We start from the raw sequence: 13,696 nt of genomic DNA, 5'->3' as shown, positions 1-13,696 counted from the left end.
CTTATACATATTGGAAAGAAAGATTGATTTTCCTGTTTTCAAATAAAAAAAGTTTCTTCTTCACGAAGAAACTTTTTTGACTACTTCATAGAAATAGTCGCCTCTACTGGATAATGATCGGAGTAATCATTATATGTATATTTTTTGAACCATGACGTAACAGTCCATTGTGGCGATTTCGGCTGTAACACCTTATTCTCTATATACGATGGATTCGCATGGTCCTTACTTGTAATAATATAATCTAAATACTCGGCAGGGCTATCGGGGAAGTTATATTTCGCAATACTGTTTGTCGTTGCATCCCAAGTTGTAGTATGTCCCGTATAAGATGGAATAGAAGCGTGCAATGTTTTGAACATGGATGCGTACTCTGAGTCACTATTGTTCTCAGCATTTATTTTATTTACATTCATATCACCACCAATTAACACATACTCGTTATTTGGTATATTTTTATTTTTAATAAACTCTTGAATTTCTTGTAGCTGTTTTGTGCGTACAGATGCTGGCGAAGTGTTTCCACACATACTATCTTCAGCTTGTAAATGCGTCCCAATTACATGCACGAAACGATCATTTTTCTTAACTTTTGTGTATACAAATCCTTTATTTGATAAGTTATCTGGTCCACAGCCTTTTTCAAATACATATTGAATCTTTTCAACAATTGGCCATTTACTCACAATCGCTACACCTCCATCTTCAGGAGTCGAAGATGAATAGTTGCCTAACGTCTTATCCCACTCGCTTCCACTACTACGACCTAATACTGCCGTTTGATTTGGATATTCTTTCTTCAAATTTCCTAATAAGCGATTTGAAGCACTATTATCAAACACTTCATTTAATATAACAACATCTTGATTCTTTATATAATCTGCCGCTCCAATTAAATCAGCACGCTGACTTTGCCCCCAGTTGGGATATAGGTTTGTTGATAGCATGTACACATTATGCGTCATAACTTTTAACGTACCATTTTGATTTGTGGACATTTCTGCTTGAACGGAAGATCCACTATATAAAGCTGCTAGACTCATTCCAAAGCTAAGTACAACTTTTAACAATTTACTTTTCACGAGTCATACCTCCATGTATTGTATAGTGATAAAAAGGCCAAATACTCTATTCTGAGATTTGACCTTTCTCCAATACTTAACGATTTCCGTACGTATCAAACCAAAGCTGAATATATCCAGCTGTTACACGTTGCGCTTCCGTTAATCGCTTACCAGTCATTGGTGTAACTTCAGCACGCCATTTGTCCGCATAACTTTGTGATACAGCAGCTTGCACGAACCAACTTTTCGTATTACTATTTACGATACCAGGGAAATCTTGTTTCGCAGCTACCGCAGCACCATGAATCCAATCTTCAGGGTTTGTACCTTTCCAATTCCAATATCCATTTCCGTCTGTTACTTTGTAATTATCTTTAATTGTATCTACAAAGTTTTCATATTTAGAATGGAATCCTTGTGGATAAGAAATATTTGTAAAGTTTGCTGCATGCATCGGTTGATTTACATCTCCTAAATAATGAAGAGATAACCCTAAATAGAAGAATGCTTGTTTCATATCTTTATTTTTATAAGATTCACCAGCTAATTTAAAATACTTAGCTCCAGTTTCCTTCGCTTGCTTTGCAAGTGGAATGTATGTACTTCCATCGTCTGGATCATAGAAATGCGACGCAAATGTACTATTGTCATAATAAGGATTTTCATAATCAGCAGAATAAATGCCATTTTCTAAATCTGTGCGCCATTCATTTAATAGTGCAACTTGATCTTGTTTTACAATTGTCGTATTACGGGACATAATATCAATTGCACGATTCACGATCCATAAATGAGAATTTACACCTTCTGAGTGTTTATCTTCAGCGGACCAATATTGAATAATCTGTACTCTATTCCCTCCATCATTTTCATGTGCAAAAGCTACATTTTGTAACGGAGCTGCTAACGTAATAGCTGCTGCTAAAGCAAGCACTTTCTTTTTCATATGAAATCCTCCATTTTATAGTTGAGTTATTGTAAATATTTTGTTTGGATCCTACGATGTTTTTCGGTTAACCTATGACTAGAATATCCCACCTTCCACCGAATTTCTATTATTTAATCAAAATATGCAAATGTTCATATCACTATAACTTTATACATAGTGAACGTAATGAATGCACTTACATTGTAATAAAGTATTGTTAAGCTACTGCAAATACTTGTCTAAACTAATGTAAAAAAAGAGTAAAGCGATTGATTAATCGCTTTACTCTTTTTTTCTTTTCGATAATATACTTGGCAGTTGCACATTCACTGCCAATTTATGAATAAATCCAAACACTAATCCAATCCCGATAAATATGTATAAGATCGTAAATACCTTTCCAAAATCAGTTTGCGGACTAAAATTCCCATCACCGACAGTCGTCAACGTAACCACACTAAAATATAGAGCGTCAAGAGGACGTAGTCCTTCAACTGTACTATAAAAAATCGTCCCCGATGTTAATGTCAAAATTGTTAATACGAATAACACTTGAAACTCTTTATCTTTCCATGCCCGTAAACAAGCTCTTAACATCCGTTTCAATGTCAACATAAATGAAAGCATTGGACTTCCCCTTCCAAACAAAAATACCTTTAGTTAAAGGAAAGTCTATCACCTTTCAGTATAGAAAAAAAGTAGCCCTTTTCTATTTCTAGAAAAGAGCTACTTTCTTCTATTATATATTATTTAGGTGAAACAAGAATTTTCACTTGTGTTTTATCTTTTACAAGTGCTTCAAAGCCTTCTTCAACAACTTGGTCCACTGTAATTTTTTTCGTAATTAATTTCTCCGCTTGAATTTGGCCAGAGCTAATTAATTTAATAACAGCTGGGAATATATGACGATATCCAAGAATACCGATAACTTCTTTTTCTTTTAATACAAGGTTGTTCGGAGTAATTGTCGCATCTTTTTCCCACACACTAACAATTACTGTCTGACCTTCAAAGCTTGTACTTTCAATCGCTTGACGAAGTACAACTTCAACACCTGTTACTTCAAAGCTCACATTTACACCTAAACCATTGGTTAAGTTGCGAATTTCTGCTAGTACATCTTGAGTTGCTGGGTTTAATACATAATCAGCACCTGCTAATTTCGCTAACTCTTGACGTTCTTTAGAAAGTTCAACTGCAATAACAGGAGTTGCTCCTGCTGCTTTTGCTGCTTGGATTACAAGAAGTCCAATCGGACCACAACCAAATACCGCTACAGCTTCTCCCTCTTTTAATTTACTTTGACGTACTGCATGAACTGCTACTGCTGCTGGTTCTACAAGCGCACCTTGTTCATACGTCATTTCGTCTGGAATATGATGAACCATATCTTCTGGTACTACTGTATATTCAGAGAAACCACCACCGTCTCCACCAAGACCGTGGAAAACAAGTTGTTCACAAACATTGTAATGTCCATGTTTACAAGCTTCACATTTACCACAAGAATAAATTGGTTCTACAACAACGCGGTCTCCCACTTTATGAGATGTAACGCCTTCACCGATTTCTACTACCTCACCGCTAAACTCATGACCTAAAATAACTGGTGCTTTCACATGTGTTAATGGGTGCTCTTCTGTTGGAATAAAAATTGGTCCTGCTAAATATTCATGCAAGTCTGTCCCGCAGATACCACACCATTTAACTTTAATTTTCACTGCTCCTGGTCGTACAGTTGGTTCCGGTACTTCTTCTACTCGTACATCACGTTGATTATGCCAAAGTAATGCTTTCATTTTAAACATCCCTCTCTATGTATATACTTAACCTGGTGAAGTTTACAAATCTATTATAGTACTTCTATCCATATATTTCAAAAAAACAATCTCATTTCCACTAATTTTTAACAAATAACGTTCAATATTTTGTCACTTTGTACTTTTTTCCACATCTGTTAATGCTAATTTCATTGCAGTTGAAATTAGCATTATGCCATAATAGCATAGGAGAGGTGAATATCGCTTGAAATATTTTATTTACTTTATTGTTATCGTAGCGTTTTTAGATACATTTTCACAATTACCTATTATGAGTACTTTCGCTCAGAGTCTTGGAGGAACCCCTCTTGTTATCGGACTAGTTGTCGGTATGTACTCATTCGCTAATATGATCGGTAATATTATTGCTGGAGCCGCTGTCGATAAATTTGGTGCAAAAAAAATCCTTTATATAAGCATGGGAATTACGAGTTTCATAGTCTTGTTATACACCGTTGTTCAAAGTGGTGAACAACTATTAGTTGTGCGCTTTATGCACGGTTTTAGTGACGGATTTTTAATTCCTGCTGCCTTTACATTTTTATCAAAGCAAACGAATTCAGCAAGGCAAGGTAAGGCAATGGCTCTATCTGGTGCTGCTGTTGGAACAGCTGCAATCGTAGGACCTGCTTTCAGCGGCATTATGAAAGCAACAGCTGGTATAGAGTGGGTGTTCATTACTATTTCTATTTTAATGGTCCTTGGTACAATCGTATCTCTATTCTTCTTACCAAATAACGTATCAAGAAAAGATACATCAAGAACTCAAATGATGAACAAAGAAGATATGATTGAACTATTGAAATCAGAACCGTTATTACAAGCATATATTGGTGCTTTCACACTAATGTTTTCACAAGGGATTGTCACTTATATGTTACCAGTAAAAGTTGAGGCATTAGCACTTAAAGCATCTACAACAGGCATGATGTTAAGTGTATTCGGAATTACCGCTATCCTCTTCTTCTTACTGCCAACAAATCGCATTTACGATCGATTTAATCGTTCAAAACTAATGCTAATCGGGATTGCAGTAATGGCACTAGCATTATCTTTACTCGGATTATTTGCAACAAAAGGCATGCTCTTTATCGTTATGATGATTTATGGAATTGGGTTCGCTATCCTCTTCCCAGCAATTAATGCTTTACTTGTTGAAAATACGACAGATAATAATCGCGGGAAAGCATTCGGTTTGTTTTATGCATTCTTCTCGTTAGGGGTTGTTGCTGGATCCTTTACAGTTGGAGTAATCGGAGCATCACCTAGCGCTAGCTTCGTTATCGGAACTGCATTCTTGTTAACATTTGCTGGAATGATTTTTGTAAGAAGCAAAGTAAAAAAGACAATGATGGGTTAATTCCATCATTGTCTTTTTTTCACCTAATATATATTACTTTTGCATATAACCAAGTAATACTGTAAATAAACTTATGTATAAAAGCAATACTACATTCTTCCTTAAAAAAAGAAAGTCTATAAATACCAACGATACTTCGACAATTTCCTCGGAAATATTTCTTTTCCCCACATAATTTGCTACACTATATATGAACAGACGCTTGTATTACATAAGCTGAAATAATAACTTACTGTACAAATATAAAAGCACACTCTTCATATGAAGAATGTGCTTTTACTTTATTAACGTCTAATCCAAACAGCGCCTGCCGACTTATCCTCTGCCTGTCCAACAACTTGGAATTTAAGTCCAAGGTTTGGAACTTTTCGTCCCGCGTCAGCAATTTGCTTATTACTGTATACCTTTGAATCATCAAACGTTGTAACACCTTGTAATCCAGTATAATTAAACTGTCCTCGTGTAAATGAATTTACACTCCATGAAGGTGTTTGATCAAATGAAAATGCAGCATCTGCAATTTGAATTCCAGTATTACCGTATGCTGGTTTCCCGCCTAAATTTCCAACAATCGCTTCTGGATGAGAATCTACAACACCAAGGAAGCCTTCACCTGGATGTAACCCAACCCAGTTATCTTTGAAACTATCATCTGCATACCAAACGACAAGACCTGTATTATACACCGGACCTTTTCCCGCTTTTAATCCATTATCTGATCCGGCATAGTTTCTCCACTCTAGATAATAATAATGGGGTTTTTGTTCTGTCCCATCAGAAACAACGAATCCATTTAACTTCATTTTAGACTGTCCTTCTGCGTCATCTGAAAATACTACTTGTCCATCAACTGTTACATTTACATTATCCATTGCGAAACCTTTATATGTTAAAGCTGGATCTGTAATATAGTCGAATTGTAGTTTAACTTTCTTCCCTTTAAATTGACTTAAATCATATGATTTATCAACCCATTTTCCATCTGTTGTATCTCTATCTTCTTGGACTATGTTTTCTCCCAATCTATCAATTAATGTTTTCGTTCCATCTTCAGTTACAGCATGTACTTCGATGAAATCACACTCTGCTTCTAGTTCATAATTCGCTTTATAATCAAATTTTGCATTTGTTCCTTTTGTTAAATCGAAGAATGGTGTTTCTAATGTCGTATGAATATCATCGCCTCTTGTACTATAGTATGCACGCTTTCCAAATCCAGGCTTAATTGTTTCAATACTCTTACCTGGTAAGTTGACACGTACGACACCTGGACGATTTGATTTCGTAACACTTTGATCAATATATGTAGGGACTCCTACACCACTCTTAATTTTATCGTAATCTACTTCTAAAATTTTCGCCCAGTTTCCACCCATATTCTTTTGTAAGAAGTCTTTATTTTGTGGTGAAAAACTAGTTGGCTCTGTCCCTGCGATTTTTCCTGTCCAGCTACCTCCACTCATTAATGACCAAGCTTCAACAGGTGATCCATTTCCAGTATAATTCGTATCATACTCATCTGGTAAACCAAGGTCATGTCCAAATTCATGTGCAAACACACCTACTGCACCGTCTTCTGGTTCAATTGTGTAATCATGAGCCGCTACTTTTCCACCCCAATAAGGTACTTTAGATGTTGTTCCTTCAATCGCTACTGGATCCCTTGCTAATTTAGATCGATGTGACCAAATTGCATCATCTCCTAATTTACCACCGCCAGCTTCTTGACCAACACCGGCATGAATTACCATTAAATGATCAATTACACCGTCCGGTTCATTAAGATTGCCATCGCCATTTGTATCATAGCGGTCGAACTGATCGAATTGTGATAAATCTAATCCTTTATCCGCTGCAGCTTTTAATGCTTCTTTCACTAAATCACGCGCACCTTTTGGTCCTTTATTATCGTGACCGCTACTACCATCAGCACCGTAATCAGCAGCTTTACCCGGAACAGTTAACCACTCTGTTACATACCCATCTGTCGTATAACTGCCACCAGACTGTTCTTCATAATATTGCTTAAATGTTTTTACTTTCGAACCATCAAATAATGTGTAAGGCTCATTACCAAATAACATTTTTTGATAATGTTCCCTACTAAAATCTTTCGAGTACATATAACCCGGTGTTTGCTCAATATTATTATGTTTATAATCACTAAACTCAACGAGTAACACTAACACTTTATCCGTACGAACAGGTCCATTATATGGAGCTTGTTTCGCCTTAGAAGTTGGAACTTTCCCATCTAATTGCTTTTTATTTGGCTCCGGCTTTTGATCAGGGCTCACATTTTTTTCAGCTTTCTTTACCTTCTCTTTTTCCTCCATCTTTTTCTCTTTTACCTTTTTTACAAAGTCAGATGCTTCTTTAGCAGTATCCTCTGGAAGAATTTCTTTATTTGCTTGATCCCCTTTTTTCTTTTCAATATATTGCTCTACAGCTTTTTTCGTCTCTTCTTTAGATGATGCTGAATTAATTGTTCCTCGTTCTTTCAATGCTTCCGCTAAACGATCTTCTTGAATTAAATTATGATCAATTGGCGTTGTAGACATATTTTCTTTTGCTTTCACTGGCGTTTCTGCGTATGCTAACGGAGCACTCAATACAGCTGTGCATCCAATGATTGCCGTAATTGCTAATGACGACAACACTTTAAACGGTGCTTTTCTTCTCATTCTATTTCTCTCCTTTTATAAAACTTAAAATTCAGATAAATAAGTATATTTTAATTGAAATCCCTGCTTTCTGCCCTCCCTATATAAAAAAGCATAATTCTATAAACGTTAAGCTTTCTGTTATAGAATCATGCCCTCCAGTTTTCTGGTCAGACTCTCTATCCTTTTATCCCACTATTTGCTGGGCAGTAAGACTCCCACCTCAAAATTCGGCGAACCCGAGGAAGTTAGATGGGAGATAACTGCCCGTAAAAGCCCTATTGGCGAGGGCTAATAATCCGGTGGGGGATGAACCCACCCCACCACTGATTAAAGTTTTACTTTATATCGAAATATAAAAAATAAAGAGTGATTTGTATATATTAAATAGCTTATATTAAAAATTTAAAAGACAATATGCAAAATTGCATGAAAATTCCTTCAAATAAAAAAAAGAACCCTAGTCAATTAAACTAGGATTCTTGATTTTCTATTATTTCTCTTGTGTTTTCTCCCAATCAGCTAAGAATTTCTCAATTCCTTGATCTGTTAATGGGTGCTTCACTAATGAAGCAATTACGTTTGCTGGGATTGTTGCAATATGTGCACCGTTTAATGCTGCGTCTGTTACGTGAACACTGTGACGTACAGATGCTGCAATGATTTCTGTTTCAATGCCGTGAATTGCAAAGATTTCTGCGATTTGGCGAATTAAGTCCATACCGTTATGACCGATATCATCTAGGCGACCTAAGAACGGTGAAACGTATGTCGCACCAGCGCGAGCTGCAAGTAATGCTTGAACTGCTGAGAATACTAATGTAACGTTCGTACGAATTCCTAAATCTGAGAATGCTTTTACTGCTTTTAAACCTTCTGTTGTCATTGGAACTTTTACAACAACGTTTGGAGCGATTTTTGCTAACTCTTTTCCTTCTTCAATCATTTTATCAGCTTCTAAGCTAATTACTTCTGCGCTTACAGGTCCTTCAATAAAGCTGCAAATTTCACGAATACGCTCATGGAAATCTACGCCTTCTTTTGCTACAAGTGATGGATTTGTCGTTACTCCAGCTACTACACCTAATGCATTTGCCTCTTTAATTTCGTTAATGTTTGCTGTATCAATAAAAAATTTCATTTGTTATTCTTCCTTCCTAATTTTCATTTTATATTTATTTATTTTTTCTTAATAAGCTCTAATTCAATCGGAATAAATTTGTCCACCTTTTTACCTTGTGTTATCTCTTTCGCTGCTTCCATCGCCTTCTCTCCGATTAATTCCGGTTTTTGAGCGACTGTTGCTGCCATGCGCCCATCTTTAACCGCTTTTACAGCATCGTCTGTTGCATCAAATCCAACAACAACCACATCTGTTTTACCAGCAGATTTCAATGCCTCGAGTGCGCCTAATGCCATTTCATCGTTATGAGCAAACACTGCTTTTATATCGCTATTTGCTTGCAAAATATTTTCCATAACGGATAATCCTTTTGCACGATCGAAATCAGCTGCTTGTTTTGCTACTACTTTTAAAGACTTATCAGCTACGTTATGGAATCCTTTCCCACGCTCACGAGCAGCAGACGATCCAGGGATTCCTTCTAACTCAGCAACATTTGTTCCTTCACCAACTAATTCCCGAATGTAATCACTAGCCATTTGACCACCTTCTACATTGTTGGAAGCAATATGAGAAACAACTTTACCTGAATTCGCAACTCGGTCTACTGTAATAACAGGAACATTGGCTGCATTAGCTGCACTTACCGCTGAAGCAACAGCATCTGAATCGGTTGGATTAATAACAACTACATCGACACCTTTTTGAATTAAATCTTCAACATCGTTTGTTTGCTTCGCTGCATCATTTTGTGCATCAACAGCAATTAATTCAATGCCGCTATCTTTTGCTTTCTTTTCTGCACCTTTTTTCAACGTGACGAAAAATGGGTTATTTAAAGTTGAAACAGAAAATCCAACTTTAATAGTTTTATTTCGACCTTTATCGCTAGAATCCTTTGCCCATTCTGGTGGTTCCATTGAACAACCAGCAGTAACTACCATGATGCATGCAACGAGTATCAGTAACCATTTTTTCATGAATTGCCCCTCCATTACGCTTCTTTTCGACGATCAATTAGTACAGCTAGTAAAATTACAAGTCCTTTTACAACTTGTTGGAAGAAAGAAGATACACCTAATAAATTTAAACCGTTATTTAGTACACCAATAATAAGCACACCGATGAATGTACCAACAATCCATCCTCTTCCGCCAGAAAGGCTCGTTCCTCCTAACACAACTGCAGCAATTGCATCTAATTCGTAAGAAGTACCAGCAGTCGGCTGTGCAGAATCTAACCTTGATGTTAAGACAATACCTGCAAGCGCTGCCAAAATTCCGGAAAGACCGTAAATCATTACTTTAATTCTCGTAACATTAATACCTGATAAAGCTGCCGCTTCTTCATTTCCACCAATAGCAAACGTACGGCGACCAAACGTTGTTTTCTTTAAAATAAAGTACAGTACTGCAAAAGCGATCATCATTGTAACGGCTGGCACAGGAATACCAAGGAAATAACCACGGCCAAACATTTGGAACATTAAATGATCACCAAGACCAGTGATCGGACGTCCGTCCATATAAACAAGCGTCAACCCGCGAAAAATAGTCATTGTTGCTAAAGTCGCAATAAACGGAGCTACTTTTCCCTTCGCAATAATGATACCGTTTACAATACCCATTACAAGACCTGCTAATAATCCAACTGCCATTGCAAGGAACGGATCCATGCCACTTGCCATCATTCCAGCAACAAGTGCACTTGATAATGCTAAAATAGAACCTACCGATAAGTCAATACCCCCTGTTAAAATAACGAAGGTCATTCCAAATGCAATGAGTGCATTAATCGATACTTGGCGCAGTATATTAAATAAATTTGGAATTTCAATAAATGCTGGATTTAAAGCTGTAATTACCACGATAATTAATACTAATCCAATTAAAGAACCAAGTTGTTGTAATACATTCCCCTTCTTAGCCATATCTTACTCTCCCCCTGTAGCTAGTGCCATAATAGACTCTTGCGATGCCTGATCTTTCTCTAAAATACCACCGATTTTCCCTTCATGAATGACAAGAACACGATCACTCATTCCTAAAACTTCTGGAAGCTCAGACGATACCATAATAACGGCATCACCTTGCTCGGTAAGCTTATTCATAATAGAGTAAATTTCTTTTTTAGCTCCAACATCTACACCTCTTGTTGGCTCATCTAAAATGAGTAACTGCGGATGAATACCTAGCCATTTTGCAATTACAATCTTTTGCTGATTTCCACCAGAAAGAGATTTTACAGATTGCTCTCCGTTTGCTGCTTTCACATTAAGGAGCTTCATCATATCCTCTGTAAATTGCTGTTCTAAACCTTTATTAACAACGCTCCCCTTTGAAAGACTTTCTAAGTTTGGTAATGCTAAATTTTCACGGATAGAAAAATCTAACACAAGCCCTTCTGATTTTCTATCCTCTGTAATAAAAGCAATTCGTTGTCTAATTGCATCAATTGGACTATCAATTTTCACTTCTTGTCCATTCATAAAAATTTGTCCTGAATCGAGCGGTTCATATCCAAATATTGCTTTCATGATATCCGTACGACCGGCTCCCATCAAACCAGCAACACCAAGGATTTCACCTTTTCTAACTTGAAACGAAACATTTTCAAATTTTCCTTTTTTCGTTCCGTTACGCATTTCAAAAATCACTTCACCAATTTGACTATTACGCTCTGGATAACGTTCACCAATACTGCGGCCCACCATCATACTCACTACTTCATCAAATGACGTTTCTGGAATTAATCTTTTCCCTACATATTCTCCATCACGCAAAATCGTAATAGCATCACATATTGAAAAAATTTCTTCCATCCGGTGTGAAATATAAACGAACGAAACGCCCTCTTTACGTAATTTATTAATAACAGTAAACAGCGTTTCAATCTCGCGATCTGTTAATGCTGCTGTAGGTTCATCCATAATAATAACGCTCGCATTTGTCATTAATGCTTTCGCAATTTCAATAATTTGCTGTTGTCCAACTGATAATTCACCTGCTAGCATAGCGCCTCTCACATGTAGACCAAGATCCGCTAATTGTTGCTTGGCAATCGCATTCATTTGGCGCGTACGTAAAATGCCCGTTTTCCCATACATTAACTCTTTTCCAAGAAACATATTTTCAGCTACCGTTAAATTCGGTAATATGTTCAACTCTTGATGGATAAATGCAATACCATACTCTTCAGCTTCTTTCGCATTTTTAAAAGTTCTTTCTTGTCCATCAATCGTGACTGTTCCACTGTCTTTTTTATATACACCTGTTAAAATCTTCATGAGCGTCGATTTCCCCGCTCCGTTTTCCCCCATCAATGCATGGACTTCTCCTGTTTCAATCATAAACTGTGCGTTTTTTAGAACAGGATTACCACTGAACGCTTTTGAAATGTTTTTCATTTCAATATGCATTCTCATCACATCCCTTTATTAAAAAATCACGCCTGCATGTAAAATAACATTCGCATAAGGCGTTGCTTCTCCTGTACGAATAATCGCCTTCGCTCTCTTTGTATGCTCTTTAAACTCCTTATGAGACACATATTCAAATGCCGGCTCTATTAAACGCATCTCAACCTCTTTATTTACCTCTGCATTACTCATAATAACTTCTTCTGCTAACGTCACTTTTTCAATCGCCATATCATCGGCAACTACTTGTAATACGTCTAAAAAACTAGGTTTCCCAATCTCAACTGCTAAATCAATTCGTTTTACTCCATCAGGAATAGGTAATCCGCAATCAGCAATTACAATTGTATCTGTATGTCCAAGTGAAGCAAGGACTGCCGCGATTTCGCTATTTAATACACCGTGCTTTTTCATCCGACAATCACCTGCACTTCACGCACCCTATCTCTCGTTGGCATACCGCCTTGTGCCCCAAGTTTTGTTACAGAAAGGCCACCAGCAATATTGGCAAAACGAATTGCTTTTTGAAGTGTTTCTCCTTCAGAAAGTGCAACTGCTAACGCACCATTAAATGTGTCACCAGCTCCAGTCGTATCTACTACATCAACAGCAATACTAGGAACATGTACAATCTCCGTACCATTATGGAAACGAACACCGCTAGAACCTTCTGTTATCAGTAGTTTGTTTGGGTATTTAGCCAGTAGATCTTCAATTGGTGATGTGAAATCATCTAATACAATGCGACACTCATGCTCATTTGGCGTAATATAAGTCGCCTTTTCTAAAATATCTTCTGATAAGATTTGTGCTGGAGCAGGATTCAACATAACCGGAATTTTATGCTCCTCACAAATAGACAGAACGTATTTTACTGTTTCAAGCGGAATCTCTAGTTGAAGAACAACCATATCAGCTTTTACAAGAAGGTCTTTTGAACGATCTACAATCGACTCATTTACAAGAGCATTTGCTCCTTGTACGACAACAATACTGTTGTCCTCTTCTGCTAAAATGATATGAGCAATTCCTGTCGTTCTATCTGTAACCGGTACCACATAGTCGATAAAAACGCGTTCGTTCTCCAAATTTTTTCTAACTACTGTTCCATAATCATCATTTCCTACTGCACCAACCATCGCTACATTTGCTCCTAATCTAGCTGCTGCAACTGCTTGGTTAGCTCCTTTCCCTCCTGGGATCGTATGAAACGCTTCACCAATTACTGTTTCTCCTGCTTTCGGCCGTATTTTTGAAACAGCCACTAAGTCCATTGAAATACTACCTACTACTGCAATATTCGGCATCTGTCTCATCTCC

At 37.0% G+C, this 13,696-nt stretch carries 12 protein-coding genes; 1 reads left to right on the top strand and 11 read right to left on the bottom strand.

Annotated features, from left to right (window positions below):
* Nucleotides 1-80: 80 nt before the first annotated feature.
* The 4 genes from sph to bdhA form a co-directional block, all read right to left on the bottom strand.
* Nucleotides 81-1,082: a sphingomyelinase C gene (sph, locus tag LUS72_RS03450; protein ID WP_097832883.1), complete on the bottom strand. Its 1,002-nt coding sequence runs from the start codon at nucleotides 1,080-1,082 to the stop codon at nucleotides 81-83.
* Nucleotides 1,083-1,158: 76 nt separating this feature from the next.
* Nucleotides 1,159-2,010 carry a phospholipase CerA gene (cerA, locus tag LUS72_RS03445; protein ID WP_097832882.1) on the bottom strand — a complete coding sequence of 284 codons (852 nt, stop codon included), beginning with the start codon at nucleotides 2,008-2,010 and terminating at the stop codon, nucleotides 1,159-1,161.
* Between the two features lie 264 nt (nucleotides 2,011-2,274).
* Nucleotides 2,275-2,619 (bottom strand): potassium channel family protein, encoded by a 345-nt coding sequence (locus tag LUS72_RS03440; RefSeq protein ID WP_002114144.1) that lies wholly within the window; start codon nucleotides 2,617-2,619, stop codon nucleotides 2,275-2,277.
* A gap of 119 nt (nucleotides 2,620-2,738) precedes the next feature.
* A complete protein-coding gene (bdhA, locus tag LUS72_RS03435) occupies nucleotides 2,739-3,791 on the bottom strand; it encodes a (R,R)-butanediol dehydrogenase (protein WP_000645832.1) in 1,053 nt (350 codons plus the stop codon).
* A gap of 226 nt (nucleotides 3,792-4,017) precedes the next feature.
* Between bdhA and LUS72_RS03430 the strand changes: the two genes are divergently transcribed.
* A complete protein-coding gene (locus LUS72_RS03430) occupies nucleotides 4,018-5,172 on the top strand; it encodes an MFS transporter (RefSeq protein WP_097832880.1) in 1,155 nt (384 codons plus the stop codon).
* A gap of 284 nt (nucleotides 5,173-5,456) precedes the next feature.
* Here the strand turns inward: LUS72_RS03430 and inhA2 are convergent, their stop codons facing one another.
* The 7 genes from inhA2 to rbsK all read right to left on the bottom strand — a co-directional run bounded on the left by inhA2 (nucleotide 5,457) and on the right by rbsK (nucleotide 13,683).
* Nucleotides 5,457-7,856: a M6 family metalloprotease immune inhibitor InhA2 gene (inhA2, locus tag LUS72_RS03425; protein WP_097832879.1), complete on the bottom strand. Its 2,400-nt coding sequence runs from the start codon at nucleotides 7,854-7,856 to the stop codon at nucleotides 5,457-5,459.
* Nucleotides 7,857-8,328: 472 nt separating this feature from the next.
* Nucleotides 8,329-8,976, bottom strand: coding sequence for a fructose-6-phosphate aldolase (gene fsa / locus LUS72_RS03420; protein WP_000667666.1), 648 nt, complete (start codon nucleotides 8,974-8,976; stop codon nucleotides 8,329-8,331).
* A gap of 38 nt (nucleotides 8,977-9,014) precedes the next feature.
* Complete coding sequence (rbsB, locus tag LUS72_RS03415; RefSeq protein ID WP_097832878.1) at nucleotides 9,015-9,938, bottom strand: ribose ABC transporter substrate-binding protein RbsB; 924 nt, start codon at nucleotides 9,936-9,938, stop codon at nucleotides 9,015-9,017.
* A 14-nt stretch (nucleotides 9,939-9,952) separates the two neighbouring features.
* Nucleotides 9,953-10,888: an ABC transporter permease subunit gene (locus LUS72_RS03410; protein ID WP_001074641.1), complete on the bottom strand. Its 936-nt coding sequence runs from the start codon at nucleotides 10,886-10,888 to the stop codon at nucleotides 9,953-9,955.
* A gap of 3 nt (nucleotides 10,889-10,891) precedes the next feature.
* A complete protein-coding gene (gene rbsA / locus LUS72_RS03405) occupies nucleotides 10,892-12,376 on the bottom strand; it encodes a ribose ABC transporter ATP-binding protein RbsA (protein WP_097832876.1) in 1,485 nt (494 codons plus the stop codon).
* An 18-nt stretch (nucleotides 12,377-12,394) separates the two neighbouring features.
* Nucleotides 12,395-12,790, bottom strand: a complete 396-nt coding sequence (gene rbsD / locus LUS72_RS03400; RefSeq protein ID WP_071772206.1) for a D-ribose pyranase — start codon at nucleotides 12,788-12,790, stop codon at nucleotides 12,395-12,397.
* Nucleotides 12,787-13,683, bottom strand: coding sequence for a ribokinase (rbsK, locus tag LUS72_RS03395; RefSeq protein ID WP_097832875.1), 897 nt, complete (start codon nucleotides 13,681-13,683; stop codon nucleotides 12,787-12,789). Before rbsK ends, rbsD begins: the two co-directional genes overlap by 4 nt.
* Nucleotides 13,684-13,696: the final 13 nt, after the last annotated feature.

This window comes from Bacillus cereus (assembly GCF_025917685.1).
Lineage (GTDB): Bacteria > Bacillota > Bacilli > Bacillales > Bacillaceae_G > Bacillus_A > Bacillus_A cereus_AT.
The sequence above is the reverse complement of the archived record's forward strand: the minus strand, read 5'-3'. Positions and strand labels throughout refer to the sequence as shown.

Bases quoted from the DNA above. Each gene is read 5' to 3' on its own strand.
- cerA (WP_097832882.1), bottom strand. From the start codon at position 2,010: ATGAAAAAGAAAGTGCTTGCTTTAGCAGCAGCTATTACGTTAGCAGCT.
- LUS72_RS03440 (WP_002114144.1), bottom strand. From the start codon at position 2,619: ATGCTTTCATTTATGTTGACATTGAAACGGATGTTAAGAGCTTGTTTA.
- bdhA (WP_000645832.1), bottom strand. From the start codon at position 3,791: ATGAAAGCATTACTTTGGCATAATCAACGTGATGTACGAGTAGAAGAA.
- inhA2 (WP_097832879.1), bottom strand. From the start codon at position 7,856: ATGAGAAGAAAAGCACCGTTTAAAGTGTTGTCGTCATTAGCAATTACG.
- fsa (WP_000667666.1), bottom strand. From the start codon at position 8,976: ATGAAATTTTTTATTGATACAGCAAACATTAACGAAATTAAAGAGGCA.
- rbsB (WP_097832878.1), bottom strand. From the start codon at position 9,938: ATGAAAAAATGGTTACTGATACTCGTTGCATGCATCATGGTAGTTACT.
- LUS72_RS03410 (WP_001074641.1), bottom strand. From the start codon at position 10,888: ATGGCTAAGAAGGGGAATGTATTACAACAACTTGGTTCTTTAATTGGA.
- rbsA (WP_097832876.1), bottom strand. From the start codon at position 12,376: ATGCATATTGAAATGAAAAACATTTCAAAAGCGTTCAGTGGTAATCCT.
- rbsD (WP_071772206.1), bottom strand. From the start codon at position 12,790: ATGAAAAAGCACGGTGTATTAAATAGCGAAATCGCGGCAGTCCTTGCT.
- rbsK (WP_097832875.1), bottom strand. From the start codon at position 13,683: ATGCCGAATATTGCAGTAGTAGGTAGTATTTCAATGGACTTAGTGGCT.